Below are 24,872 nucleotides of genomic sequence, written 5' to 3' on the forward strand. Positions count from 1 at the left end.
GTGGTGGTGGTTATTTCTTGAAGGAATCCGCTAACTTCTGGGTGGCGGAGCGGAACACGCCAAGATCGCTGCCGACGGCAACAAAGGTTGCGCCCCATTCCAGATAACGGCGGGCATCGGCCTCGACCGGCGCCAGAATGCCGGACGGCTTGCCGTGCGCTTTGGCGCGGGCAAAGATATGTTGGATGGCGCGCTGCACTTCCGGGTGATTTGCGTTCCCCAGATGACCAAAGGCGGCCGCCAGGTCGCTTGGACCGACAAAGATGCCGTCTACGCCGTCAGTGGCGGCGATGGCATCGACGTTGTCCACGCCCTGCTGGCTCTCAATCTGCACCAGGATAGTGATGTTCTTGTTCGACTGGGCGAGGTAGTCCGGCACGGTGCCAAACATATTGGCGCGATGGGAGACCGACACGCCGCGAATGCCTTCAGGCGGATAGCGGGTGGAAGCTACCGCCTGCACCGCCTCTTCGACGTTTTCCACAAACGGGATCAGGAAGTTATAGAAACCAATATCCAGCAGGCGCTTGATGATCACCGGCTCATTGGTCGGCACGCGAACCACCGGCGCGCTGTGGCTGCCCTTCAGGGCCATCAGCTGCGGAATAAAAGTGGTGACGTCGTTCGGCGCATGTTCACCGTCCAGCACCAGCCAGTCAAAACCTGCCAGTCCCAGCACTTCGGTGCTGATTGGGCTTGCCAGCGCGGACCAGCAGCCGATCTGAATCTGATGTGCCGCGAGGGCCGCTTTAAATTTGTTCGGGAAAATATCGTTACTCATCGCTTATACCTTTGCTTATTTCTGCAATTCCATACGTTTGATGTCGCCCACTACGAACAGGTAGCAGAACATCGCCATCAGCGCAGAACACCCTACGAACAGCAGTGCCGCGTTGAACGAATGCAGTTCACTGACCAGATAGCCAATCACCAGCGGAGTGACGATTGACGCTACGTTGCCAAAGACGTTAAACACACCACCGCACAGGCCAACAATCTCTTTTGGTGCGGTGTCAGATATGACCGGCCAGCCCAGGGCACCAAACCCTTTACCGAAGAAGGCCAGCGCCATCAGCGCGACCACCAGCGTGGTGTTGTTGGTGTAGTTGCACAGAATGATTGAGGAGGCCAGCAGCATACCCAGCACGATCGGCAGCTTACGCGCCAGGGTAATCGACTTGCCTTGCTTAATCAGGTGATCCGAGAATACGCCGCCCAGTACGCCGCCGGCAAAGCCGCACAGCGCCGGAATGGATGCCACCAGGCCCACTTTCAGAATCGACATCCCCTTCTCCTGCACCAGATAAATCGGGAACCAGGTGAGGAAGAACCAGGTGATGGTGTTGATAAAGTATTGCCCGAAAAATACGCCTAGCATCATGCGGTTAGACAATAACTGTTTGATGTAATGCAGCTTCGGACCGCTGGCCGCTTTGTCGCCTGGCTTTTTGTGGTCCATATCGACCACCGCGCCGCCCTCCTTAATGAACTTCAGCTCATCGGCGCTTATGCCTGGATGGTCGGTCGGGTTATGAATAAACTTCGCCCACATGCCGGTGAGCACAAAACCAATCACACCCATTACGGTGAAAACATGTTCCCAGCCCCAGGCGAAGGTCAGCCAGCCGAGCAGCGGGGAGAAGAGCGCCAGCGAGAAATATTGCGCGGCGTTAAAAATAGCCGATGCCGTACCGCGCTCTTTGGTCGGGAACCAGGCCGCCACGATACGGGCGTTAGCCGGGAAGGATGGCGCCTCGGAGAAGCCGAGCATAAAGCGCATAAAGAACATTGAAACGCCCGCCCACGCCAGCGGGAAGAGATCGACAAACCCCTGCAGGAAGGTGAACAGCGACCAGAAGAAGAGACTGTAGGTATAGACCTTTTTCGAGCCGAATTTGTCCAGCAGCCAGCCGCCGGGGATCTGCATCAGCAGATAGGCCCAGCCGAAGGCGGAGAAGATGTAGCCCATCGACACGGCGCTTAATTGCAGCTCTTTGGCGACTTCCGTACCGGCAATAGAGAGCGTGGCGCGGTCAGCGTAATTGACCGCAGTAACAATAAAAATGATGAGTAATATTAAATAACGGGTGGGGACACCCTTTTTAGTTTCAACGGTAGTATCCAGCAACATATTTATTTCCTCTGGTACATCAATGAAATTATTTTTATTGTTTTAAGAAAGAGGCAATCCTGATTATTTTGCTAATTAGAGATAATTGCGGTTAATTAACCGAATCCATGAAAGCGTTAATGAGTATAATCAAGCGCCCACCACCACGCATTGTCGCATTGCTCAATTATCAATTTCATTGTGAATATTATTTTGAGCATATGCACAAACCCTTGGGCGCTGATGCACAGATTTCGCCATTGCTCCCCTTATGGGCAGGCCACCGTCACAAATGAGTGATCGCGATCACATTATTAATTCCCCATGCCTGACATTCTTTATTCCACTGAGCAGAGTCTTTATTTTTTATAACAAGAAAATATAGGTACTCTTTGATCAATTAATTATCCCCCACGCGCTGGAGAATACTGGACAATGGCCGACATCGAAATTCGTCAAACGTCGCCGACCGCGTTTTATATTAAGGTACATGAGACCGATAACGTGGCGATTATTGTTAACGATCAGGGGTTAAAAGCCGGAACGCGTTTCCCGGACGGACTTGAACTCATCGAGCATATTCCACAGGGCCATAAAGTGGCGCTGGTGGATATCCCGGCGCAGGGCGAAATCGTGCGTTACGGCGAAGTCATCGGCTACGCCGTGCGCGCCATCCCCCAGGGTAGCTGGATTGATGAGTCGCTGGTTGCCCTGCCGGAAGCCCCGCCGCTGCACACCCTGCCGCTGGCCACCCGCGTACCGGAGCCGCTGCCTGCGCTTGAAGGCTACACCTTTGAAGGTTATCGCAATGCGGACGGCAGCGTCGGCACCAAAAACCTGCTCGGCATCAGCACCAGCGTGCATTGCGTGGCGGGTGTGGTCGATTATGTGGTGAAGATCATCGAACGCGATCTGCTGCCAAAATACCCCAACGTCGACGGCGTGGTGGGTCTGAACCACCTTTACGGCTGCGGCGTGGCGATCAATGCCCCGGCGGCAATTGTCCCTATCCGCACTATTCACAATATCGCCCTGAACCCGAACTTCGGCGGCGAAGTGATGGTTATCGGCCTCGGCTGCGAGAAGCTGCAACCCGAAAAGCTGCTCCAGGGCACCGAAGATGTGCAGGCGATCCCGGTGGATGACGCCAGCATCGTGCGTTTGCAGGACGAGCAGCATGTCGGCTTCCGGTCGATGGTGGATGACATTCTGCAGGTCGCAGAGCGCCATCTGGCAAAACTGAATCAGCGCCAGCGTGAAACCTGCCCGGCCTCTGAGCTGGTGGTGGGGATGCAGTGCGGCGGCAGCGACGCCTTCTCGGGCGTGACCGCCAACCCAGCAGTGGGCTATGCCTCAGACCTGCTGGTGCGCTGTGGCGCCACGGTGATGTTCTCCGAAGTGACCGAAGTGCGCGACGCGATCCATCTCCTGACGCCGCGCGCCATCAACGAAGAGGTGGGCAAACGCCTGCTGGAGGAGATGGCCTGGTATGATAACTATCTCGACATGGGCAAGACCGACCGCAGCGCCAACCCGTCACCGGGCAACAAGAAAGGCGGCCTGGCGAACGTGGTGGAAAAAGCGCTGGGCTCCATCGCCAAATCGGGCAAGAGCGCCATCGTTGAAGTGCTTTCCCCCGGCCAGCGCCCGACAAAACGTGGCCTGATCTACGCCGCCACGCCCGCCAGCGATTTCGTCTGTGGTACCCAGCAGGTGGCCTCCGGGATCACCGTCCAGGTCTTCACTACCGGTCGCGGCACCCCGTACGGCCTGATGGCGGTTCCCGTCATTAAAATGGCGACCCGTACCGAGCTGGCGAACCGTTGGTTTGACCTGATGGATATCAATGCAGGCACTATCGCTACCGGCGAAGAGAGCATTGAGGACGTAGGCTGGAAGCTGTTCCACTTCATTCTCGACGTGGCGAGTGGACGTAAGAAGACTTTCTCCGATCAATGGGGATTACATAACCAGCTGGCGGTATTTAACCCGGCACCGGTGACCTGAGTTTGCAGTAAACCTCTTTTAGCATGGCTCCGGCCATGCTTTTTTTTGCCTTTCGTTCTGGCAGATGCTCAACATTTCGAAGGTTTGCATATCAGAAGTAATATCGTCTGACAGGACAAGCGCAGCCTATCTTAAGACCTGCCAGTACCCACCTTTTCTAGCACCGACCCGTTGTACCTTACCCTTGCTTTGTAATGCGCTAAGGTAGCGTTCTACCGTACGGGAGGTTACACCGAGCATTGAGGCCAGGGTGGAAGCTGTCATCTTTGGCTGGGCAATCAAAAGTTGCAGGATGGCTTCCTCTTTTTCCGACATTTGTTCCGACATTTGTTCCGACAATGCATGCGGGGTTGAGATACTTTCACGCAGCGCATCGGCAAGATTTTGTAGCATAAATTCGACAAAAGCCGTGCAGTCGCTGGCTTTATCACACTGCCCAAGGATGGCGTAGTACCGCTCTTGCTGAAAGTGGATCAGCGTTTCCACCGGCAACCAGGCCAGCTCGGCACGCCAGTGGCTGAGGATAAGAGTCTGCCAGAGACGCCCCATACGACCATTACCGTCGGCAAAGGGATGGATAAATTCAAATTCATAGTGGAATACAGAGCTGGCGATCAGCGGGTGCAAGTCTGTGGCATTAAGCCAGCCAAGCAGCTCATCCACCAGACGAGGTACCTGAGACGCAGGAGGTGCCATATGCACCAGTTGGTTACCACGATAGATCCCGACATCCCCCTGGCGCAGTTGCCCGGGATTATCTACGAGCCCCTTCATCAGGAGCCGATGGACACTCAGCAAATCTTTCAGGCGACTGGCTTGCCAGATATTCAGGTGCTCGTAGGCCTGGATGGCGTTTCTGACTTCCTGAATATCTTTTGCCGGGGCCAGCACCCGCTTTCCATCCATAATTGCGGTCACCTGCCCGGTGGTCAGCGAATTATGCTCGATGGCTAACGACGCCTGGATAGTACGAATACGATTCTCTTTACGCAGCAGAGGTGAAGCTCGCCCCGTATAAGCAGCCCAGTGTCCCAGCAATTCTCCCGTTTCAACCACCAGATTAAGGATTGCAGACGTAATCGTAAAAGGCGGTTGATAACGGCTCACGAGCTTACTCTCCCTGCTGCTCCAGCGCATATTTATACAGCGCGTTCTTTTTCACGCCGTGGATCTCTGCTGCCAGCGCGGCCGCTTTCTTCAGCGGTAGCTCGGCCTGCAACAGCACGAGGGTGCGCAGGGCATCCGCAGGCAGGGCGTCCTCTTCGGCCTTGTGCCCTTCGACAATCAGCACCATCTCGCCCTTACGGCGGTTTTCATCCTCTTTCACCCATGCCAGCAATTCGCCAACCGGCAGGCCGTGGATGGTCTCCCAGGTTTTGGTCAGCTCACGGGCCAGCACCACGTAACGCGCCTCTCCCCAAACGGCGACCATGTCTTCCAGGCTCTCCAGCAGACGGTGGGTTGATTCGTAGAAGATCAGCGTGCGCGGTTCGGCTTCCAGCGCTTTCAGCACGTCGCGACGACCTTTGGATTTGGCGGGCAGGAAGCCTTCGTAGCAGAAGCGGTCAGACGGCAGGCCCGCCGCGCTCAGGGCGGCAATGGCGGCGCACGGTCCTGGCAGCGGGACAACCCGAATGCCCGCCTCGCGGCAGGTGCGAACCAGGTGATAGCCCGGATCGTTAATCAGCGGCGTGCCGGCATCGGAGACCAGGGCGATGTTCTGCCCCTCTTTCAGCTTTGCCACCAGCGTCTCGGCCTTTTGCTGCTCGTTATGGTCGTGCAGGGCAAACAGGCGGGCATTAATGGCGAAGTGTTGCAGCAGCAGGCCAGTATGGCGGGTATCTTCAGCCGCAATAAGATCAACGCTTTGCAATACGGTGAGTGCACGTTGGGTAATATCAGATAAATTCCCGATGGGAGTAGGTACAATATATAGCTGACCCTGAGAATTATCTGCCGTTTCGTGTTGTTTCATTGTTTCATCCGTATTGCCGATTTAATATTAAGCATTGCGTAAAAAATATCACTGGATACAGTATGGTACCCTTAACGTTTTTTCATAATAAAGCCACGCGCAGCCTTCCGCTGGTGCTGGCAGCCCTGTTCTTTGCAGGCTGTGGCACACAGGCGCCCGATCAAAGTGCTGCCCACATGGAGGGTACAGCCCAGGCTGACTCCGGCTTCTATCTGCACCAGATGGAGCAGAGCTCGAATGATACCAGGATCAACTGGCAATTACTCGCCATTCGTGCACTGCTGAAAGAGGGTAAAACCCAGCATGCCACCGATCTGTTTAACCAGTTGCCGCAGGATCTGACCGATACCCAACGTCGCGAGCAGTCGCTGCTGGCCGCAGAGCTGAAAATTGCGCAGAACGATGCTGCCGGCGCGAAGACTATCCTCGGCAATATCGACATCAGCGCGCTGGATAAAAATCAGCAGGCGCGTTTCTGGCAGGCCGGTATCGCTGCCGAACAGGGTCGCCCTTCCCTGACGCTGCTGCGGGCGTTGATCGCCCAGGAGCCGCTGCTCTCCGCTGCCGAAAAACAGAAAAATATCGATGCCACCTGGCAGACGCTCTCCGCCATGAATCCCGATCAGGCCAATGCGCTGGTGATTAACGCCGACGAGAATATCCTGCAGGGCTGGCTGGATCTGCAGCGCGTCTGGTTCGATAACCGCAACGATCCGAATATGCTGAAAGCCGGAATTAAAGACTGGCAAACCCGCTATCCAAATAACCCGGGCGCAACCATGCTGCCAACGCAGCTGGTTAATGTACAGAACTTCAAGCCAGCCTCCACCAGCAAAATCGCCCTGCTGCTGCCATTAGGTGGCCAGGCCGCCGTCTTTGGCCGCACGATCCAGCAGGGTTTTGAAGCGGCGAGAAACGGTACTGCCGCCGTCGCGGGCAGCGCGGTTCCCGCCCAGGTCGCCCAGGTCGCCCAGGCCGCTAATGCCGGTGATGTGGTGAGCCCGTCCAGTGCCGAAACCAACGATCTGACCGCGACCCAGCCTGTCGCTGCTCAGCCAGGCACGCTTCAGAATCCGGTGCAGGCCCCTGCCACTCCGCAACCTGTCGCCGCGCCGGAAGGCAACGTACAGGAAAGCAACGTGCAGGAGCCGGTGCAGACTCCGGTCACGACACAAGAGACGCAGACCGTCGCCCAGCCACAGGCCATGGGTAATCCGTCTGCAGAGATAAAAGTGTATGACACCAGCAGCCAGCCGCTCGATCAGGTGCTGAATCAGGTGCAGCAGGATGGCGCCAGCATCGTGGTCGGCCCGCTGCTGAAAAACAACGTGGACGAGCTGGTGAGAAGCAACACCCCGCTGAACGTGCTGGCGCTGAACCAGCCGGAGCAGGTGCAGAATCGCCCTAACGTCTGCTACTTTGCCCTGTCGCCAGAAGACGAAGCCCGCGATGCGGCCCGCCATATTCATGAGCAAGGTAAGCAGGCTCCCCTGCTGCTGATCCCGCGCAGCCAACTGGGCGATCGCGTCGCTAACGCTTTTGCCCAGGAGTGGCAACAGCTGGGCGGTGGTATTGTTCTACAGCAGAAATTTGGCTCAGCCTCAGAACTGCGCGCGGGCGTGAACGGCGGAGCGGGTATTGCCCTCAGCGGTAGCCCGGTGACTGCCAGCCTGCCACAGCAGCAGAGCGTGACGATTGGTGGTCTGACTATCCCGGCGCCGCCAACGGATGCGCAGATCAGCGGCGGCGGTAACGTCGATGCGGCCTATATTGTCGCCACCCCGGAAGAGATCGCCTTTATCAAACCGATGATCGCCATGCGTAACGGCAGCCAGGCGGGCGTGTCGCTGTACGCCAGCTCGCGCAGCGCACAGGGCACCGCAGGCCCGGACTTCCGTCTTGAGATGGAAGGACTGCAGTACAGCGAAATCCCGATGCTCGCAGGGGCAAACCCAGAGCTGATGCAGCAGGCGCTCAGCAGCGTGCGTAACGACTACTCGCTGGCGCGCCTGTATGCCATGGGCGTGGATGCCTGGGCGCTGGCGAACCACTTCACCCAGATGCGCCAGGTGCCGGGCTTTACCCTTAACGGCAATACCGGCGATCTCACCGCCACTCAGGACTGCGTGATTAACAGGAAGTTATCATGGCTCAAATACCAGCAGGGACAGATCGTTCCGGCCAGTTAACCCGCAAACAGACCGGCGACGCGCGCGAATTACAGGCGCGTCGCTGGCTTGAGCGCAAAGGACTGCGCTTTATCGCCGCCAACGTTCGCGGACGCGGTGGGGAAATTGACCTTATCATGCAGGACGGCCCGTCCATCGTGTTCATTGAGGTGCGCTACCGCCAGTCATCCCGTTACGGTGGGGCCGCCGCCAGCGTGACCCGGGCTAAGCAACAAAAATTGTTACACACCGCCCAGTTGTGGCTTGCCCGGCATAATGGCAGCTTTGACACTGTGGATTGCCGGTTCGATGTGGTAGCCTTCACCGGAAACGCCATCGAATGGTTCAAAAACGCCTTCGGCGAAGACGCGTAAATCAGATCGTTAAGGGATACCGTGCTCGAAAGAATTAAGGTTTGCTTCACGGAAAGCATTCAGACTCAGATTGCAGCAGCAGAAGCGCTGCCGGACGCCATCTCCCGCGCGGCGATGACGCTGGTTCAGTCCCTGCTTAACGGCAACAAAATTCTCTGTTGTGGTAATGGCACCTCGGCCGCCAACGCACAGCATTTTGCTGCCAGTATGATCAATCGTTTTGAGACAGAGCGCCCCAGTTTACCTGCCATTGCACTTAATACCGATAACGTGGTCTTAACGGCGATTGCCAACGATCGTCTTCATGATGAGATCTACGCCAAGCAGGTGCGCGCGTTAGGGCATGCCGGTGATGTCCTGCTGGCCATCTCCACGCGCGGCAACAGCCGCGACATCGTGAAAGCCGTGGAAGCGGCTGTCACGCGCGATATGACCATCGTTGCGCTGACCGGTTACGACGGCGGCGAGCTGGCGGGGCTGTTAGGTCCGCATGACGTTGAGATCCGTATTCCTTCCCACCGCAGCGCGCGCATTCAGGAGATGCATATGCTGACGGTGAACTGTTTATGCGATCTGATCGATAACACGCTTTTCCCTCACCAGGATGATTAAGGAGTAAACATGAAGGCACTTTCGCCCCTCGCAGTCCTTATTTCTGCGCTGCTGCTTCAGGGATGTGTGGCTGCAGCGGTAGTGGGTACCGCCGCTGTGAGCACCAAAGCCGCGACCGACCCGCGTACCGTGGGCACGCAGGTGGATGACGGCACCCTGGAGCTGCGCGTAAACAGTGCACTCTCCAAAGACCAACAGATTAAGAAAGAAGCGCGCATTAACGTTACGGCTTATCAGGGCAAGGTGTTACTGGCCGGACAGGCGCCGAATACCGAGCTTGCCTCCCGCGCGAAACAAATTGCGATGGGTGTAGAAGGGACGACTGAGGTATTTAACGAAATACGTCAGGGCCAGCCGATTGGCCTGGGTGCCGCCTCAAATGACACCTGGATCACCACCAAAGTGCGCTCCCAGCTGCTGGGTAGCGATCAGGTGAAATCCTCTAACGTGAAAGTGACCACCGAGAACAGCGAAGTGTTCCTGCTCGGCCTGGTGACCGAGCGTGAAGGTAAAGCGGCGGCGGATATCGCCAGCCGGGTGAGTGGCGTGAAACACGTGACCACGGCCTTCACCTACATCAAATAATCTCCCCTGCCCTCTGCCGTTGGCAGAGGGCGCTCATCCTTCGCCCTGCGCCTGCTCCCTGATTTTCGCCGACGGAATAATATTGACCCCTGCCGGTGCTGCACCCAGCGCCTCCTGCAGCATGACCTGCGCCACATCCCGCGCCTCGACAGACTTCCAGTTGCCGGGCAGCAGGCTGAACAGCGGGGAAAACAGCGACTCGCTGAAGCGATGCTTCTCCCGCTCCCCCAGCAGCATTGACGGTCGCACAATGGTCAACCGCTCCCACTTCTGGGCGATCAGGGCCTCTTCCATTTTGCCTTTCACCTTGTTGTAGAAGAACGGCGAATGCGCGTTAGCCCCCATGGCGCTCACGACCAGGAAATGCTTCGCCCCGAGTCGTTTGCCGGTCAGCGCAGTATCCACCACCAGCGTGTAATCGGCATGAATAAAGGCCTCTTTGCTGCCGGCCTCACGCCGGGTGGTGCCCAGACAGCAAAAGACGGTATCAACCGGATCCTGAACCTGTGCCAGCGCATCGGTCAGTTGCGGATCGTGGGGATTAAACACCCCTTCTATATCGCCCAGCGGGCGACGCGTCGGGGCGGCAATATAGTTGATCTTCTGCTCCTGAATTAGCATACGCAGCAGGTGCCCACCCACAAGGCCGGTCGCGCCGGTAATTAAAACCTGACTCATTACTCCTCCTTTGCAGATTAGTCCGTATGCGATTTCATGCCACTCAACCACACTTAGTGGTCTGAACGTTAAGTATTTACCACAAGCTGGAAAAAAGCTGTCTGAAGCCAAAACAACGGAGGAAGCATGAGCAAGAAAATTGCGGTCTTGATTACCGACGAGTTTGAAGATTCAGAATTTACTTCACCTGCCGAGGCGTTTCGTAAGGCGGGCCATGAGGTGATCACCATTGAAAAAGAGGCAGGCAAAACGGTAAAAGGCCATAAGGGCGAGGCCAGCGTGACCATCGATAAAACCATCGATGAGGTGAGCCCGTCTGACTTTGACGCCCTGTTACTGCCGGGCGGGCACTCCCCGGACTCGCTACGCAGCGATACGCGTTTCGTGACCTTTACCCGGGACTTTGTCTCCAGCGGGAAACCGGTCTTTGCTATCTGCCACGGTCCGCAGCTGCTCATCAGCGCTGAGGTTGTGCGCGGACGTAAACTAACGGGCGTGAAATCGATCGCCATCGATCTGAAAAACGCAGGAGCCGATTTTCACGATCAGGAGGTAGTCATCGATAACGATCAGCTGGTTACCAGCCGGACGCCAGAAGATCTTATCGCCTTTAACCGTGAGGCGTTGCGCTTACTCGGCGCGTAGCCAGTGATGTTTTTTGCCAAAGCCTAACGTGTTGTCAGTGAACTTCAGTTCATCCAGACGGATCTCCCATACCGGAGCTGGCATGGCAGCGGCAACCGGAAAGCGACGAAGATAGTGCTTGCGCATCACGTCGCTTTCCTCCCCTTCCAGACGACGAATCTCCCCTTTGAACTGCACCCCGCGGATTAACGCCACGGTTTTGGGCTGCCCGTTGACGGTGCCTGCAACTTTCGCCTGTTTGCCGCTCATCTGCGCATGGCGGGTTTTGTCTTCGCTTAAGACGTAGAACGCGACGCGCTGCGAGTCATAATAGTAAAAGGCATTTGCACACCACAGCTCATCGTCATGGTGCACGCACCAGGTGACCACGTGCTGCTTCGCCAGCCAGCGGTTGATGGCGGCCAGAGTTTCCATTTCGCTTCTCTCTCATGCTAAGGTGCACTCACCTTAACATACTGAATCTGTCGCCGTGTGCTGGTTTCTCTATCTTGTTCGAACTGCTGATAATGCACTCTATACGGGCATCACAACCGATGTGCCGCGCCGCTTCCTGCAACATCAAACGGGAAAAGGAGCGAAGGCGTTGAGGGGTAAAGGAGAGCTGACGCTGGCGTTTTCCGCCGTCGCAGGGGATCGCTCCCTGGCCCTCCGGCTGGAATATCGCATTAAACAGCTCACGAAGCGCCAGAAAGAGCGCCTCGTCAGCGGAGACGGGTCGTTTGAGGCGCTACGCGAGAGCCTGCAAAGGCCGCCGGTTAAAAGCTATTGAAGCGATCGTGGTACTCCACCAGGCCGCTCACGCCGTTAAGCGCATCGTCGGCCAGACGGTGGACCTGAAAAGCCGACTCGGTGCCCGGCCAGCGGCAACGCAGATCGTAATGTGCCGCTTTCTCGAAGCCTAAACGGCTGTAGAAATCCGGATCGCCCAGCGTCACGACCGCGGCGTAGCCAAACTCATTGAGTGAATCCAGCCCTTCGTAGACCAGCTGGCGCGCCAGTCCCTGTCCGCGATAGTTTTCATCCACCGCCAGCGGCGCCATGCCGACCCACTGCAGCTCTTCGCCCTGCACGATGACCGGACTAAAAGCCACGTAGCCAACGACCTGACCTTCATCATCGGTGGCGACCAGACCCAGCGTAATCAAGCCGTCTTCACGAAGATCGTGAACCAGTTGCGCTTCACCTTCCCCTTCAAACGACCGGCGTAATAAGGCGTCAATACCCGGGGCATCGATGCCAATTTCTACTCGAATCAACATGGCTCACCTACAGAAGTGTGTTTACTTTCCGGCGGAGTTTTCAGACCCGCCTCGACAAAATCGGCCAGTTGCAACAGAGCCACGCGCAGCGGCTTCGGCATCTGTTCCAGTTCAATCGCATCCATCAGGTTTTTGACATACAGACCTAACTCGGTATCGCCTTCAATCACCAGACGGCGCTGGAAGAAGAGCGTGTCGGGATCCTGCTTGCGTGCCGCAATCATCAGCAGATCGCTGGCGTCAGCGCTGAAGCTGACATCCGCCTCGGCGGATTCGCGCACCACCAGCTGTTCATTTTCAACGGAGGTGTACCAGCGCAGACCAATATCGCGCACCTCGATACGTAACCAGCGCCCTTCGAGAAATTCCAGCTCGCCATCCGCCAGCGCCTGGCGGAATTGCCAGCTGAGCACCTGCTCCAGTACCTGACGCTTCAGGGCAAAGGGCACGAGCTTAACCGGCACGCTCAGCAGCGACGGGCCAAATTGTACGAGACGTGAACGCAGTTTATCCAGCACGAGCAATACTCCTGATATCTATAGTCCTGATATTTTGCCATATCCAGTCGCCGGTATAGCGGGGTAAATCAACAAACTGACAACCGGCCTAACCCATTATTGGTGTCATCAATACGCCATTAGCTGCCTTAAATCAAAAATTGTCGCCGGATGGTTAATTAAAATCCCTGTTCGATAACAATTTTGCATCCCTCTGGGGCTGCGAACGTCAGGATAAATTATGGAGCTGCTCTGCCCTGCCGGGAACTTACCGGCGTTAAAGGCGGCCATCGAAAACGGCGCCGATGCGGTTTATATCGGGCTGAAGGACGATACCAATGCCCGTCACTTCGCTGGTCTCAATTTTACCGAGAAAAAACTGCAGGAAGCGGTGAGCTTCGTACATCTTCATCGCCGTAAACTGCATATCGCTATCAATACCTTTGCCCACCCCGACGGCTATCAACGCTGGCAGCGCGCGGTGGATATGGCGGCACAGCTGGGTGCCGACGCCCTGATTCTGGCGGATCTCGCCATGCTGGAGTATGCCGCAGAACGCTATCCCCACATTGAGCGCCATGTCTCGGTACAGGCGTCTGCCACTAACGAAGAGGCCGTACGCTTTTATCATCGTAATTTTGAAGTGTCGCGCGTGGTGCTGCCGCGCGTACTCTCTATCCATCAGGTTAAGCAACTGGCGCGGGTCACGCCAGTTCCGCTGGAAGTTTTTGCCTTTGGCAGCCTGTGCATCATGGCTGAAGGGCGCTGCTACCTCTCTTCTTATCTCACCGGGGAATCCCCTAACACCGTGGGCGCCTGCTCCCCTGCCCGCTACGTGCGCTGGCAGCAAACGCCGCAGGGGCTGGAGTCGCGTCTGAACGAGGTGCTGATTGACCGCTATCAGGATGATGAAAACGCCGGCTATCCGACGCTGTGCAAAGGCCGCTATCTGGTGGATGGCGAGCGCTACCATGCGCTGGAGGAGCCCACCAGCCTGAACACCCTCGAACTGCTGCCGGAACTGCTGGCTGCCAACATCGCCTCGGTGAAAATTGAAGGACGCCAGCGCAGCCCGGCCTATGTCAGCCAGGTGGCAAAAGTGTGGCGCCAGGCGATCGATCGCTGCATGGCAAATCCGCAGAGCTATACGCCAGAACCGGCGTGGATGGAGACGCTCGGCTCGATGTCCGAAGGCACGCAGACCACGCTGGGTGCGTATCACCGTAAATGGCAGTGAGATAAAGCATGAAATATTCATTAGGACCGGTGCTCTATTACTGGTCGAAAGAGACGCTGGAAGACTTTTATCAGCAGGCGGCAACCAGCCAGGCGGATGTGATTTACCTCGGCGAGGCGGTGTGCAGTAAGCGTCGTGCCACAAAGGTGGGTGACTGGCTGGAGATGGCGAAAACCCTGGCCGACAGTGGCAAGCAAGTCGTGCTCTCTACGCTGGCGCTGGTTCAGGCCTCGTCAGAACTGAATGAGCTGAAGCGCTATGTGGAGAACGGTGAATTTCTGCTGGAGGCCAGCGACCTCGGCGTGGTGAACCTGTGCGCCGAGCGCAAACTGCCGTTTGTCGCCGGGCATGCGCTGAACTGCTACAACGCCGTGACGCTGCGTCTGCTGCTCAAACAGGGCATGACGCGCTGGTGTATGCCGGTGGAACTCTCCCGCGACTGGCTGGTGAACATCCTGGCGCAGTGCGACGAGCTGGGGATCCGCAATCAGTTTGAAGTGGAAGTGCTCAGCTACGGGCATCTGCCGCTGGCGTACTCCGCCCGCTGCTTTACCGCGCGCTCAGAGAATCTGCCGAAAGATGAGTGCGAAACCTGCTGCATCAAATATCCCAATGGACGCAGCATGCTGTCGCAGGAGAATCAGCAGGTGTTTGTCCTCAACGGCATTCAGACCATGAGCGGCTACGTTTACAACCTCGGCAACGAACTGGCCTCAATGAAAGGGCTGGTGGATATGGTGCGTCTGTCGCCGCTGGGCACCGCAACCTTCGCCATGATCGACGCCTTCCGCGCCAATGAAAATGGCGCTGCCCCGCTGCCGCTGACGGCGAACAGCGAGTGCAACGGCTACTGGCGACGTCTCGCCGGGCTGGAGCTGCAGGACTAAAAAAGGCTCACTTTGTTAACAACGACTGTAAAATTTTAATGCACTATTAAAGATTCACCGTCGACAAAGTGAGCTGCTATGACTGATAAATCCATTCCGTTTTCGGTGCTGGACCTGGCGCCGATCCCTGAAGGCTCCTCGGCAAGGGAAGCCTTTACCCACTCACTGGATCTCGCCCGCCTGGCTGAACAGCGCGGCTATCATCGCTACTGGCTGGCGGAACACCACAACATGGTCGGGATTGCCAGCGCCGCCACCTCAGTGCTGCTCGGCTATCTGGCGGCGAATACCACGACGCTGCATTTAGGCTCGGGCGGCGTGATGCTGCCTAACCATTCGCCGCTGGTTATTGCCGAGCAGTTTGGTACTCTCAACACCCTCTATCCGGGCCGTATCGACCTGGGACTGGGCCGCGCACCGGGCAGCGATCAGCCGACCATGCGCGCCCTGCGTCGCCATATGAGCGGTGACATCGATAACTTCCCCCGCGACGTGCTTGAACTGGTGGAGTGGTTTGATGCCCGTGACCCGAATCCGCAGGTGCGTCCTGTGCCGGGCTACGGCGAGCAGATCCCGGTGTGGCTGTTAGGCTCCAGCCTCTACAGCGCGCAGCTGGCCGCGCAGCTGGGCCTGCCGTTTGCGTTTGCCTCGCACTTTGCGCCGGATATGCTGCACCAGGCACTGCATCTCTATCGCACTAACTTTAAGCCTTCGGCGCGGCTGGAAAAACCGTATGCGATGGTGTGCATCAACATCATTGCCGCTGACAGCAACCGCGATGCGGAATTTCTGTTTACCTCCATGCAGCAGGCCTTTATGAAGCTGCGCCGCGGCGAGACGGGGCAACTGCCACCGCCGGTGGAGAATATGCACCAGCTGTGGTCGGCCTCAGAACAGTATGGCGTGCAGCAGGCGTTAAGCATGTCGCTGGTAGGGGATAAAGCGAAGGTGCGTCATGGACTGGAAGCGGTGCTGCGTGAGACGCAGGCTGATGAGATCATGGTCAACGGCCAGATCTTCGATCACCAGGCGCGTCTGCATTCGTTCGATCTGGCGATGCAGGTGAAAGAGGAGTTGGTGGGGTAGTTTTTTGCCGGGCGGCGCTGCGCTTGCCCGGCCTACTCCATCCCTGTAGGCCCGGTAAGCGAAGCGCCACCGGGCAATATGTTCACTGATATACAGGCAGCAGATTAAAGCTCGACAGCACGTGGACCACTGCGTTGCCGATACCGAACACCAGGATCAGCGCAATCATCGGCTTGCCGCCCCAGACGCGGAATTTTGGGCTACCGAAGCGCTTGCGTGATTTACGCGCCAGCAGCGCCGGAACAATCGCCGCCCAGATGGTTGCCGCCAGTCCCGCATAGCCAATGGCATACAGGAAACCGTTCGGCCACAGCAGGCCACCAATGACCGGCGGCAGGAAGGTCAGCAGCGCGGTTTTCAGACGCCCCAGCGCAGAGTCATCAAAGCCACAGAGATCGGCCAGGTAGTCAAACAGCCCCAGGGTCACGCCGAGGAACGAGCTCGCCACGGCGAAGTTGGAGAAGATCACCAGCAGCAGGTCCAGGCTACGGCTGTTGAGTACGCCGCTCAGCGCCTGCACCAGCACATCAATATTACCGCCCTTCTGCGCAATGCCGATGAACTCCGGACGCGGGATGTTCCCCATCGTCCCCAGCAGCCAGATCACATACAGCCCCAGTGCCAGCAGCGTGCCGTAGACCAGGCAGCGGGTGATGGTGCGCGGATCTTTGCCGTAATACTTCATCAGGCTCGGAACGTTGCCGTGATAGCCAAACGACGCCAGACAAAACGGCAGGGTCATCAGCAGATAGGGTGAATACGACGTGTTGCTCTGCGCCACGTTAAACAGCGTGGCGGGCGTAACATGTCCCAGCAAGCTGCCGAAGGTCAGGAAGAAGGTGATGACTTTGGCACCCAGCACAATGGCCGTCATCCGGCTCACCGCTTTGGTACTCATCCAGACGATAAATGCCACGCCAAGGGCGAAGGCAAAACCTGCCAGGCGCGCCGGTACGTTCAGCGACATCTCTGCGAAGGTGTGATGCAGAATCGAACCGCTGGCCGAGATATAGGCGTAGGTCAGGATATAGAGCACAAAGGCAATGGAGATACCGTTGACGATATTCCAGCGCTTGCCCAGCAGGTCGCGGGTGATGGTGTCAAAGCTCGACCCAATGCGGTAGTTGAGGTTAGCTTCGAGGATCATCAGCCCGGAGTGCAGCATACAGAACCAGGTGAAGACCAGCGCCGCCAGCGACCAGAAGAACCACGCCCCGGACATGACCACCGGCAGGGAGAACATCCCCGCACCTATGATGGTTCCGCCGATGATCACCACACCGCCGAGCAGTGAGGGTGACGTTTGGGTGGTGGTAAGTGTCGCCATACAGCCTTTTCTCCAGTTAATAATTTGGGACCTGCATCTTAATGTGCTGCACTGTACCAGTACAATAGTACAAAAGGAATAAAAAAAGCCCCGATAAAAATATCGGGGCTGTATATTTTACTTTACGCTACAGGGCGTGAAGATTACGCGTCACGACGACGAACCGGGCCATCTTCACGACGTGGGCCACGGCTTTCACGACGCTCACCGCTGAAACGACCTGCACCTGGCGCAGCCCCTTCACGACGAGGACCACGACCGCCTTCACGACGCTCGCCACCGAAGCTGCGGCCACCGCCACGACGTTCGCCGCCACGGTCCGGACGCGGCTGAGCATCGCCCAGCAGCTGCATGTTCATCGGCTTGTTCAGGATGCGGGTACGGGTAAAGTGCTGCAGAACCTCGCCCGGCATACCTTTTGGCAGTTCGATGGTGGAGTGGGTGCCGAACAGCTTGATGTTACCGATGTAACGGCTGCTGATGTCGCCTTCGTTAGCGATCGCGCCAACAATATGACGAACTTCAACACCATCATCACGGCCCACTTCAATGCGGTACAGTTCCATTTCGCCAGCGTCACGACGTTCGCGACGTGGACGATCTTCACCACCACGCTCTGGACGGTCGCCACGTGGGCCACGATCGTTGCGGTCGCCACGACGTTCGAAACGATCGTCACGGTCACGGAACTCACGCTTAGGACGCATCGGTGCATCTGGCGGCACGATCAGAGAACGTTCGCCCTGCGCCATCTTCAGCAGTGCAGCGGCCAGCGTTTCGATATCCAGCTCTTCGCCTTCGGCGGTCGGCTGGATCTGCGTCAGCAGCGCACGGTACTGATCCAGATCGCTGCTTTCCAGCTGCTGCTGGACTTTCGCAGCGAATTTTTCCAGACGGCGTTTGCCCAGCAGTTCTGCGTTTGGCAGGTCTGCTTCTGGAATGGTCAGCTTCATGGTGCGTTCGATGTTACGCAGCAGACGACGCTCGCGGTTCTCAACGAACAGCAGCGCACGGCCCGCACGACCTGCACGACCGGTACGGCCAATACGGTGAACGTAAGACTCGGAGTCCATCGGGATGTCGTAGTTAACAACCAGGCTGATACGTTCAACGTCCAGACCACGTGCTGCCACGTCGGTTGCAATCAGGATATCCAGACGACCGTCTTTCAGACGCTCCAGTGTCTGCTCACGCAGCGCCTGGTTCATGTCGCCGTTCAGCGCTGCGCTGTTGTAGCCGCTACGCTCCAGGGCTTCTGCCACTTCCAGGGTCGCATTTTTGGTACGAACGAAGATGATCGCCGCATCAAAATCTTCTGCTTCCAGGAAACGCACCAGCGCTTCGTTTTTACGCATACCGTACACAGACCAGTAGCTCTGGCTGATGTCCGGGCGAGTGGTCACGCTGGACTGGATGCGCACTTCCTGCGGCTCTTTCATGAAGCGGCGGGTAATGCGACGGATCGCTTCCGGCATGGTGGCAGAGAACAGGGCGGTCTGATGACCTTCCGGGATCTGCGCCATAATGGTTTCTACGTCTTCGATGAAGCCCATGCGGAGCATTTCGTCAGCTTCATCCAGTACCAGACCGCTCAGTTTAGAGAGATCCAGCGTACCGCGTTTCAGGTGATCCAGCAGACGACCCGGCGTACCGACGACGATCTGTGGACCCTGACGCAGGGCGCGTAACTGCACGTCATAACGCTGGCCGCCGTACAGAGCAACCACGTTTACGCCGCGCATGTGTTTAGAGAATTCAGTCATAGCTTCCGCCACCTGAACAGCCAGTTCACGGGTCGGAGCCAGTACGAGGATCTGCGGTGCACGCAGGTCCGGGTCAATGTTATTCAGCAGCGGCAGCGAGAACGCTGCGGTTTTACCGCTACCAGTCTGGGCCATGCCCAGCACGTCACGACCAGAGAGCAGATGTGGGATACATTCTGCCTGGATCGGAGATGGTTTTTCGTAACCCAGATCGTTAAGGGCTTCAAGGATAGGAGCCTTCAGGCCCAGATCTGCAAAAGTGGTTTCGAATTCAGCCATGTAGTACGAGTGCCTCAATGTCAATGGCGGCCAGTCTACATAACTTATCGTGAAAATTTTCGGTAATTTTCATTGAAAGTGTGAACCGGCTCAAAGTAGGTGTATTGACGAACAACAACGCCCTCACCAGTAAAGGTGATGGCAATCAAAAGATTACGGGCTGATGTTTATGTCGTCAGCTATTGCTGGTCCGATTCTGCCAGGTCGTCATGCTCCTGGCCCAAGAGCGATAATTCCAACAATGCATAACGGTGCTCAACGTAGTTGTGTACGTTGTTAGCAACCGCTAATTTGAACAGTGCCGTAGCGCTGTCCGTATCCCCCAGACTTAGGTAGTACTTACCTAAATAGAAGTTGGTTTCACTGAGATGCTCAGCGAGCGAGGTGTTATCCGTTGCGTCCGCCTTCAGGCGTTCCATCAGCGTTGCTTCGCTAATGTCGCCCAGGTAGAACTCGACAATATTCCATCCCCACTGCTCCTTGTCCGATTTGTCGAAGCGTTGTTTTAACGCGTCTTTAGCCTGCTTTTCGTCAAGCTTCTGCTCAACAATGAAAAGCCACAGGCTACGGAAAGGATCGTTAGGATCGTCTTGATAAAACGCCAGCAGATCATCTTGCGCTAACTTGTCACGACCGCCGTAATACAATGCGATACCGCGATTCAAGTGCGCGTAGTTGTAAGTTGGATCAAGCTCAAGTACAGAATCAAACGCTTCATAGGCAGCATCAAAATTGCCTGCCTGCGTTAAATAAATGCCTAAGTAATTGAATACTTCAGGCATATCCGGTCGGATCGCCAACGCTTGTGAAAAATCATTTCGCGCCAGTGCCCTCAGACCGAGACTATCATACAACACTCCGCGCTCATATAAAAGCTGTGCGCGTTCGTCATCGGTTAAAGCCCGACTGGCAAGAATTTGTTCCATGCGTGCCAGAATCACTTCCTGCTGCAAAGTCGGTTGCAGTGGCACTGCGAGGACTTCACTTTTACGCCAGGCAGAGTTGCTGCATCCTGCCAGCGTCAAAGCTGTCGCAACGAAACACCAGCGCAGAAAAGGCTTCATTTCCCACTCCCGAAGACAACAATTGGATGAACGTCCTGTCCCCCGGCTGCTAACAAGGCGTCCTGCCTGATAACAAGCCCCCCGCTTGCACGGGGGGCAAACGGCAACCTTACTCGCCCTGTTCGCCAGCCGGAGCTTCCGGCGCAGCGGCAGGCTGAGACTGCTCGGTCGCTTCTTTAATGCTCAGACGGATACGGCCCTGACGGTCAACTTCGAGAACTTTAACCGGCACTTCCTGACCCATCTGCAGGTAATCGGTCACTTTCTCAACGCGCTTGTCAGCGATCTGAGAGATGTGTACCAGACCTTCTTTACCGCCACCGATGGCAACGAATGCGCCAAAGTCAACGATACGGGTCACTTTACCATTGTAGACACGGCCCACTTCGATCTCGGCAGTGATCTCTTCGATACGACGGATAGCGTATTTCGCTTTCTCGCCGTCGGTCGCTGCGATCTTCACAGTACCGTCATCTTCGATTTCGATGGTGGTGCCAGTCTCTTCGGTCAGGGCGCGGATAACAGAACCGCCTTTACCGATAACGTCTTTGATCTTGTCCGGGCTGATCTTAATGGTGTGGATACGTGGAGCGAACTGGGAAATGTCGCCACGCGGCGCGTTGATCGCCTGTTCCATCACGCTCAGGATGTGCAGACGTGCACCTTTAGCCTGGTTCAGCGCAACCTGCATGATCTCTTTGGTGATGCCTTCAATTTTGATATCCATCTGCAGGGCAGAGATACCTTCGCGGGAACCCGCGACTTTGAAGTCCATGTCACCCAGGTGATCTTCGTCGCCCAGGATGTCAGACAGAACAACGAAGTTGTCGCCTTCTTTCACCAGACCCATTGCGATACCCGCAACGGCCGCTTTCACCGGTACGCCCGCATCCATCAGTGCCAGAGAAGCACCGCATACGGAAGCCATAGAAGAAGAACCGTTAGATTCGGTGATTTCAGAAACCACACGAACGGTGTACGGGAATTTATCAGCATCTGGCATCACAGCCAGCACGCCGCGCTTCGCCAGACGACCGTGACCAATTTCACGACGCTTCGGCGAGCCAACCATACCGGTTTCACCTACGGAGTACGGAGGGAAGTTGTAGTGGAACAGGAAGCTGTCAGTGCGCTCGCCCATCAGTTCGTCGATGTTCTGTGCGTCACGGGCAGTACCCAGGGTCGCGGTAACCAGCGCCTGCGTTTCACCACGGGTGAACAGCGCAGAACCGTGAGTACGTGGCAGCACGCCAGTACGCACATCCAGACCACGGATCATATCTTTTTCACGGCCATCGATACGCGGCTCGCCTGCCAGAACGCGGCTACGAACAACGTTTTTCTCGATAGCGTGCAGGATTTCGCCGAGCTCGTTAGCGTCCAGGGACTCATCTTCTGCCACCAGCGTAGCGATGGTTTCAGATTTGATCGCGTCAACCTGGGTATAACGCTCTTGCTTGTCGGTGATGCGGTAAGCATCGCTCAGACGCGCTTCGGCCAGGGCTGCAACGCGTGCATTCAGCGCGTCGTTTGCCGCTTCTGGCTGCCAGTCCCAACGTGGTTTACCGGCTTCTTTCACCAGGTCGTTGATGTTCTGGATAACGATCTGCTGCTGATCGTGGCCAAAGACCACCGCGCCCAGCATCTGGTCTTCGCTCAGCAGTTCTGCTTCGGATTCAACCATCAGTACCGCAGCTTCGGTACCGGCAACAACCAGGTCCAGCTTGCTTGACTTCAGCTCGTCCTGAGTTGGGTTCAGAACGTACTGGTCATTGATGTAACCCACGCGCGCAGCACCGATAGGACCGTTGAATGGAATACCAGACAGGGAGAGGGCTGCGGATGCGCCGATCATCGCAACGATGTCCGGGTTAACCTGTGGGTTAACGGAAACAACGGTTGCGATAACCTGAACTTCGTTAACGAAGCCTTCCGGGAAGAGCGGACGAACCGGGCGGTCAATCAGACGCGCGATCAGGGTTTCGCCTTCGCTTGGACGGCCTTCACGACGGAAGAAACCACCCGGGATTTTACCGGCAGCGTAAGTACGCTCCTGGTAGTTTACGGTCAGTGGGAAGAAGTCCTGACCTGGTTTAGCTTTTTTCTGGCCAACCACGGTCACGAATACCGCGGTGTCATCCATGCTTACCATAACAGCAGCAGTAGCCTGACGTGCCATCATGCCGGTTTCCAGCGTAACGGTATGTTGACCGTACTGGAATTTACGAACGATCGGATTCAGCAAGATTCTGTCCTTTCTTAAATGAATGACAGCACACCAAAGGCGTGCTGACTTTTACCGGACCTTCTTCGCATCCTCGCGACTAATGACAACCGACACCCCCATGGGTGAAGCCTCTCATTAGCCGCGCGAACCTCTGCAATGAAGATCATTTATAGCAACAATACATTAGTTTCCAGTGAATTGCTGCGGTCTGGTTGAAAAAAGGGGCCATAAGGCCCCCTTTTCTGAAACTCGCAAGACTTAGCGACGCAGGCCCAGACGCTCGATCAGCGCGGTGTAGCGTGCAACATCTTTACGTTTCAGGTAGTCGAGCAGTTTACGACGCTGAGAAACCATGCGCAGCAGACCACGACGGCTGTGGTGATCTTTTTTGTGCTCTGCAAAGTGACCCTGCAGGTGGTTAATCTGTGCAGTCAGCAGTGCAACCTGAACTTCGGTAGAACCGCTGTCGTTAGCATCACGACCAAACTCAGAAACGATTTTAGCTTTAGCTTCAACGCTTAGAGACATTTTAAAACTCCAAAATTTAAAGAATGAAAGGAAGCCGATCTCTAATTCAGCTTTCCCATGTATAACGTATGCCAATTGTTAAACAATTTACCAGACGTTAAGCCGCAATATTCTACCCGCCTCCCCTGCTTATCGCAAGGCAAGGCGTCAGCTTATGCCGGATATTCAACCACCAGACGGCGTGGGGCAACACGACCTTCGTCGTCGATTTCACCCATCCCGATGAAGGTGTTGTCATCCCCTTCCGTAACGCGCACCAGCCCTTGCGCCGGGACATTCGTCGTGCGCACCGGGTTGCCGTTTTTAAAGTAAACGGAGGAGGTCAACGGCAGATTGACAACCGGATAGTCCGAAGCAGGACTGTCCATTGGCATCAGTAATGGGTCAAGCAGGTCCGCAGCCTCTGTGCCCTGCTCCTGCGCCTGGTCCACCAGCGCCTGCAGCTGCTCCAGCGTCACCATACGTTCAGCCGGGTACTTGCTGACTGCCAGACGGCGCAGATAAATAACGTGCGCGCCACAGCCCAGCTTCTCACCCAGATCGTCGATGATGGTGCGGATATAGGTGCCTTTTGAGCAATGCACTTCCAGCTCCAGCTCATCGCCTTCGTGACGAATGAACAGCAGCTCATAGACCGTAATCGGACGGGCCTCGCGTGGCACCTCAATTCCCTGACGCGCATACTCATAGAGCTTTTTGCCCTGGTACTTCAGCGCCGAGTACATGGACGGCACCTGTTGGGTATCGCCACGGAAGCTCTCGAGCGCGGCATCAAGCTGTTCGCTGCTGAACGTCACCGGACGCTCTTCGACGACCTGACCATCAGCATCGGAGGTGTCCGTGCGCTGGCCAAGCTTTGCAATCACGCGGTAGCGCTTGTCCGAATCCAGCAGATATTGGGAAAACTTGGTCGCTTCACCCAGACAAATCGGCAGCATACCGGTCGCCAGCGGATCCAGCGCCCCGGTGTGCCCCGCGCGGTTGGCGTTATATATACGCTTTACTTTTTGCAGCACGTCGTTGCTGGATGCACCCTGCGGTTTATCCAGCAGCAGCACGCCGTGCACGTCGCGACCGCGACGACGAGGACGACTCATCAGTCCTCCTTTTTATCGTCCGGGTTCACACGACGCTCATCATCCTGCTTCACCACGCTGGTGACCAGGTTGGACATGCGCATACCTTCGACCAGCGAGTTGTCGTAGAAGAAGGTTAGCTCTGGCACGATACGCAGGCGCATCGCTTTGCCAAGCAGAGAGCGGATGAAACCAGAAGCTTCCTGCAGCGCTTTAATACCGTTCTTAACCGCGTCTTCGTCCTGGTCATTCAGGAAAGTCACGAACACTTTGGCATACGCCAGGTCGCGGGACATTTCAACGCCAGACACGGTGGTCATCATCCCCAGACGCGGGTCTTTGATTTCGCGCTGAAGGATGATTGCGATCTCTTTTTGCATCTCCTGAGCCACGCGCTGCGGGCGACCAAATTCTTTCGCCATAATAAATTCTCCAGACAAAAAAGGGGCCAAAGCCCCTTTTGAAATTTAATGCCGGGTGGCGCGAGG

The 24,872-nt window shown here is 56.4% G+C and carries 25 protein-coding genes and 1 pseudogene; 10 read left to right on the plus strand and 16 right to left on the minus strand.

All coding sequences use genetic code 11. The features are described 5' to 3' along the window. Window positions 1–10: 10 nt before the first annotated feature. Both garL and GNG26_RS19240 read right to left on the minus strand, forming a co-directional pair. Window positions 11–781: a 2-dehydro-3-deoxyglucarate aldolase gene (garL, locus tag GNG26_RS19235; protein WP_039031683.1), complete on the minus strand. Its 771-nt coding sequence runs from the start codon at window positions 779–781 to the stop codon at window positions 11–13. A 15-nt stretch (window positions 782–796) separates the two neighbouring features. Next, window positions 797–2,131, minus strand: a complete 1,335-nt coding sequence (locus tag GNG26_RS19240; protein ID WP_103824901.1) for an MFS transporter — start codon at window positions 2,129–2,131, stop codon at window positions 797–799. Between the two features lie 414 nt (window positions 2,132–2,545). Here GNG26_RS19240 and garD point away from each other — a divergent pair, with 414 nt between their 5' ends. Then, a complete protein-coding gene (garD, locus tag GNG26_RS19245) occupies window positions 2,546–4,117 on the plus strand; it encodes a galactarate dehydratase (protein ID WP_103824902.1) in 1,572 nt (523 codons plus the stop codon). 126 nt (window positions 4,118–4,243) lie between these two features. Here the strand turns inward: garD and GNG26_RS19250 are convergent, their stop codons facing one another. Together GNG26_RS19250 and rsmI are read right to left on the minus strand one after the other, a co-directional pair. Beyond that, window positions 4,244–5,224 (minus strand): Fic family protein, encoded by a 981-nt coding sequence (locus tag GNG26_RS19250; RefSeq protein WP_156239819.1) that lies wholly within the window; start codon window positions 5,222–5,224, stop codon window positions 4,244–4,246. A 4-nt stretch (window positions 5,225–5,228) separates the two neighbouring features. After that, the gene (rsmI, locus tag GNG26_RS19255; RefSeq protein ID WP_103824903.1) at window positions 5,229–6,092 is read right to left on the minus strand and encodes a 16S rRNA (cytidine(1402)-2'-O)-methyltransferase; all 864 of its coding nucleotides are present in this window, start codon (window positions 6,090–6,092) and stop codon (window positions 5,229–5,231) included. A gap of 62 nt (window positions 6,093–6,154) precedes the next feature. Between rsmI and GNG26_RS19260 the strand changes: the two genes are divergently transcribed. Genes GNG26_RS19260 through dolP form a run of 4 tightly spaced genes read left to right on the plus strand, consistent with a single transcriptional unit; the run spans window position 6,155 to window position 9,831 of the window. After that, window positions 6,155–8,281: a penicillin-binding protein activator gene (locus GNG26_RS19260; RefSeq protein ID WP_156239820.1), complete on the plus strand. Its 2,127-nt coding sequence runs from the start codon at window positions 6,155–6,157 to the stop codon at window positions 8,279–8,281. Next, the gene (locus GNG26_RS19265; RefSeq protein ID WP_103177148.1) at window positions 8,239–8,634 is read left to right on the plus strand and encodes a YraN family protein; all 396 of its coding nucleotides are present in this window, start codon (window positions 8,239–8,241) and stop codon (window positions 8,632–8,634) included. Before GNG26_RS19260 ends, GNG26_RS19265 begins: the two co-directional genes overlap by 43 nt. Window positions 8,635–8,655: 21 nt before the next feature. After that, entirely contained in the window at window positions 8,656–9,246 is a 591-nt protein-coding gene (gene diaA, locus GNG26_RS19270) for a DnaA initiator-associating protein DiaA (RefSeq protein WP_032614385.1), read from the plus strand. A gap of 9 nt (window positions 9,247–9,255) precedes the next feature. Then, window positions 9,256–9,831: a division/outer membrane stress-associated lipid-binding lipoprotein gene (dolP, locus tag GNG26_RS19275; protein WP_103177149.1), complete on the plus strand. Its 576-nt coding sequence runs from the start codon at window positions 9,256–9,258 to the stop codon at window positions 9,829–9,831. 33 nt (window positions 9,832–9,864) lie between these two features. Here the strand turns inward: dolP and GNG26_RS19280 are convergent, their stop codons facing one another. Next, window positions 9,865–10,509 carry an NAD(P)H-binding protein gene (locus GNG26_RS19280; RefSeq protein ID WP_103824905.1) on the minus strand — a complete coding sequence of 215 codons (645 nt, stop codon included), beginning with the start codon at window positions 10,507–10,509 and terminating at the stop codon, window positions 9,865–9,867. Window positions 10,510–10,635: 126 nt separating this feature from the next. Between GNG26_RS19280 and GNG26_RS19285 the strand changes: the two genes are divergently transcribed. Next, entirely contained in the window at window positions 10,636–11,154 is a 519-nt protein-coding gene (locus tag GNG26_RS19285; protein ID WP_103824906.1) for a type 1 glutamine amidotransferase domain-containing protein, read from the plus strand. Here GNG26_RS19285 and GNG26_RS19290 read toward each other — a convergent pair. Then, entirely contained in the window at window positions 11,140–11,568 is a 429-nt protein-coding gene (locus GNG26_RS19290) for a YhbP family protein (RefSeq protein WP_103824907.1), read from the minus strand. The two genes, GNG26_RS19285 and GNG26_RS19290, sit on opposite strands and share 15 nt — an antisense overlap. Window positions 11,569–11,582: 14 nt before the next feature. Here GNG26_RS19290 and GNG26_RS19295 point away from each other — a divergent pair. Next, window positions 11,583–11,923 (plus strand): annotated as a pseudogene (locus GNG26_RS19295) (GIY-YIG nuclease family protein). On the opposite strand, the gene GNG26_RS19300 reads toward GNG26_RS19295, so the two are convergent. Then, window positions 11,910–12,413: a GNAT family N-acetyltransferase gene (locus GNG26_RS19300; protein ID WP_103824909.1), complete on the minus strand. Its 504-nt coding sequence runs from the start codon at window positions 12,411–12,413 to the stop codon at window positions 11,910–11,912. The pseudogene GNG26_RS19295 and the gene GNG26_RS19300 sit on opposite strands and share 14 nt — an antisense overlap. Continuing rightward, window positions 12,407–12,931 (minus strand): SCP2 domain-containing protein, encoded by a 525-nt coding sequence (locus GNG26_RS19305; protein WP_156239821.1) that lies wholly within the window; start codon window positions 12,929–12,931, stop codon window positions 12,407–12,409. The genes GNG26_RS19300 and GNG26_RS19305 overlap by 7 nt, the downstream gene beginning before the upstream one ends. Before the next feature lie 220 nt (window positions 12,932–13,151). Here GNG26_RS19305 and GNG26_RS19310 point away from each other — a divergent pair, with 220 nt between their 5' ends. The 3 genes from GNG26_RS19310 (at window position 13,152) to GNG26_RS19320 (ending at window position 16,120) form a co-directional block, all read left to right on the plus strand. Then, window positions 13,152–14,147, plus strand: coding sequence for a peptidase U32 family protein (locus GNG26_RS19310; protein WP_103824911.1), 996 nt, complete (start codon window positions 13,152–13,154; stop codon window positions 14,145–14,147). An 8-nt stretch (window positions 14,148–14,155) separates the two neighbouring features. Next, window positions 14,156–15,034: a U32 family peptidase gene (locus GNG26_RS19315; protein WP_156239822.1), complete on the plus strand. Its 879-nt coding sequence runs from the start codon at window positions 14,156–14,158 to the stop codon at window positions 15,032–15,034. 78 nt (window positions 15,035–15,112) lie between these two features. After that, on the plus strand, window positions 15,113–16,120 hold the full coding sequence (locus GNG26_RS19320; protein WP_103824913.1) for a luciferase-like monooxygenase: 1,008 nt from the start codon (window positions 15,113–15,115) through the stop codon (window positions 16,118–16,120). A gap of 82 nt (window positions 16,121–16,202) precedes the next feature. On the opposite strand, the gene mtr is transcribed toward GNG26_RS19320, so the two are convergent. The 8 genes from mtr to rbfA form a co-directional block, all read right to left on the minus strand. After that, window positions 16,203–17,447 (minus strand): tryptophan permease, encoded by a 1,245-nt coding sequence (mtr, locus tag GNG26_RS19325; RefSeq protein WP_114316590.1) that lies wholly within the window; start codon window positions 17,445–17,447, stop codon window positions 16,203–16,205. Window positions 17,448–17,590: 143 nt separating this feature from the next. Then, window positions 17,591–19,489, minus strand: coding sequence for a DEAD/DEAH family ATP-dependent RNA helicase (locus GNG26_RS19330; protein ID WP_103177160.1), 1,899 nt, complete (start codon window positions 19,487–19,489; stop codon window positions 17,591–17,593). Further along, window positions 19,482–19,562, minus strand: a complete 81-nt coding sequence (gene yrbN, locus GNG26_RS22855) for a protein YrbN (protein WP_103177161.1) — start codon at window positions 19,560–19,562, stop codon at window positions 19,482–19,484. Before yrbN ends, GNG26_RS19330 begins: the two co-directional genes overlap by 8 nt. A 106-nt stretch (window positions 19,563–19,668) precedes the next feature. Further along, window positions 19,669–20,553 (minus strand): lipoprotein NlpI, encoded by an 885-nt coding sequence (gene nlpI, locus GNG26_RS19340; RefSeq protein WP_103177162.1) that lies wholly within the window; start codon window positions 20,551–20,553, stop codon window positions 19,669–19,671. A 109-nt stretch (window positions 20,554–20,662) separates the two neighbouring features. Then, the gene (pnp, locus tag GNG26_RS19345) at window positions 20,663–22,798 is read right to left on the minus strand and encodes a polyribonucleotide nucleotidyltransferase (protein WP_103824916.1); all 2,136 of its coding nucleotides are present in this window, start codon (window positions 22,796–22,798) and stop codon (window positions 20,663–20,665) included. A 240-nt stretch (window positions 22,799–23,038) separates the two neighbouring features. Beyond that, window positions 23,039–23,308: a 30S ribosomal protein S15 gene (gene rpsO, locus GNG26_RS19350; protein ID WP_032614416.1), complete on the minus strand. Its 270-nt coding sequence runs from the start codon at window positions 23,306–23,308 to the stop codon at window positions 23,039–23,041. 152 nt (window positions 23,309–23,460) lie between these two features. Beyond that, a complete protein-coding gene (gene truB / locus GNG26_RS19355) occupies window positions 23,461–24,405 on the minus strand; it encodes a tRNA pseudouridine(55) synthase TruB (protein WP_103177164.1) in 945 nt (314 codons plus the stop codon). Then, window positions 24,405–24,806 (minus strand): 30S ribosome-binding factor RbfA, encoded by a 402-nt coding sequence (gene rbfA / locus GNG26_RS19360; protein WP_103177165.1) that lies wholly within the window; start codon window positions 24,804–24,806, stop codon window positions 24,405–24,407. Before rbfA ends, truB begins: the two co-directional genes overlap by 1 nt. Window positions 24,807–24,872: the final 66 nt, after the last annotated feature.

It is taken from the genome of Leclercia sp. J807 (genome assembly GCF_009734465.1).
Classification (GTDB): domain Bacteria; phylum Pseudomonadota; class Gammaproteobacteria; order Enterobacterales; family Enterobacteriaceae; genus Enterobacter.

What these genes read in the sequence shown, in the direction of transcription:
- truB (WP_103177164.1), bottom strand. Translation starts at nt 24,405, where the DNA reads ATGAGTCGTCCTCGTCGTCGCGGTCGCGACGTGCACGGCGTGCTGCTG.
- GNG26_RS19240 (WP_103824901.1), bottom strand. Translation starts at nt 2,131, where the DNA reads ATGTTGCTGGATACTACCGTTGAAACTAAAAAGGGTGTCCCCACCCGT.
- mtr (WP_114316590.1), bottom strand. Translation starts at nt 17,447, where the DNA reads ATGGCGACACTTACCACCACCCAAACGTCACCCTCACTGCTCGGCGGT.
- GNG26_RS19285 (WP_103824906.1), top strand. Translation starts at nt 10,636, where the DNA reads ATGAGCAAGAAAATTGCGGTCTTGATTACCGACGAGTTTGAAGATTCA.
- GNG26_RS19300 (WP_103824909.1), bottom strand. Translation starts at nt 12,413, where the DNA reads ATGTTGATTCGAGTAGAAATTGGCATCGATGCCCCGGGTATTGACGCC.
- GNG26_RS19260 (WP_156239820.1), top strand. Translation starts at nt 6,155, where the DNA reads ATGGTACCCTTAACGTTTTTTCATAATAAAGCCACGCGCAGCCTTCCG.
- GNG26_RS19280 (WP_103824905.1), bottom strand. Translation starts at nt 10,509, where the DNA reads ATGAGTCAGGTTTTAATTACCGGCGCGACCGGCCTTGTGGGTGGGCAC.
- rpsO (WP_032614416.1), bottom strand. Translation starts at nt 23,308, where the DNA reads ATGTCTCTAAGCGTTGAAGCTAAAGCTAAAATCGTTTCTGAGTTTGGT.
- garL (WP_039031683.1), bottom strand. Translation starts at nt 781, where the DNA reads ATGAGTAACGATATTTTCCCGAACAAATTTAAAGCGGCCCTCGCGGCA.
- GNG26_RS19330 (WP_103177160.1), bottom strand. Translation starts at nt 19,489, where the DNA reads ATGGCTGAATTCGAAACCACTTTTGCAGATCTGGGCCTGAAGGCTCCT.
- yrbN (WP_103177161.1), bottom strand. Translation starts at nt 19,562, where the DNA reads ATGAAAATTACCGAAAATTTTCACGATAAGTTATGTAGACTGGCCGCC.
- GNG26_RS19310 (WP_103824911.1), top strand. Translation starts at nt 13,152, where the DNA reads ATGGAGCTGCTCTGCCCTGCCGGGAACTTACCGGCGTTAAAGGCGGCC.
- GNG26_RS19265 (WP_103177148.1), top strand. Translation starts at nt 8,239, where the DNA reads ATGGCTCAAATACCAGCAGGGACAGATCGTTCCGGCCAGTTAACCCGC.
- GNG26_RS19315 (WP_156239822.1), top strand. Translation starts at nt 14,156, where the DNA reads ATGAAATATTCATTAGGACCGGTGCTCTATTACTGGTCGAAAGAGACG.
- GNG26_RS19290 (WP_103824907.1), bottom strand. Translation starts at nt 11,568, where the DNA reads ATGGAAACTCTGGCCGCCATCAACCGCTGGCTGGCGAAGCAGCACGTG.
- garD (WP_103824902.1), top strand. Translation starts at nt 2,546, where the DNA reads ATGGCCGACATCGAAATTCGTCAAACGTCGCCGACCGCGTTTTATATT.
- dolP (WP_103177149.1), top strand. Translation starts at nt 9,256, where the DNA reads ATGAAGGCACTTTCGCCCCTCGCAGTCCTTATTTCTGCGCTGCTGCTT.
- nlpI (WP_103177162.1), bottom strand. Translation starts at nt 20,553, where the DNA reads ATGAAGCCTTTTCTGCGCTGGTGTTTCGTTGCGACAGCTTTGACGCTG.
- rsmI (WP_103824903.1), bottom strand. Translation starts at nt 6,092, where the DNA reads ATGAAACAACACGAAACGGCAGATAATTCTCAGGGTCAGCTATATATT.
- GNG26_RS19320 (WP_103824913.1), top strand. Translation starts at nt 15,113, where the DNA reads ATGACTGATAAATCCATTCCGTTTTCGGTGCTGGACCTGGCGCCGATC.
- rbfA (WP_103177165.1), bottom strand. Translation starts at nt 24,806, where the DNA reads ATGGCGAAAGAATTTGGTCGCCCGCAGCGCGTGGCTCAGGAGATGCAA.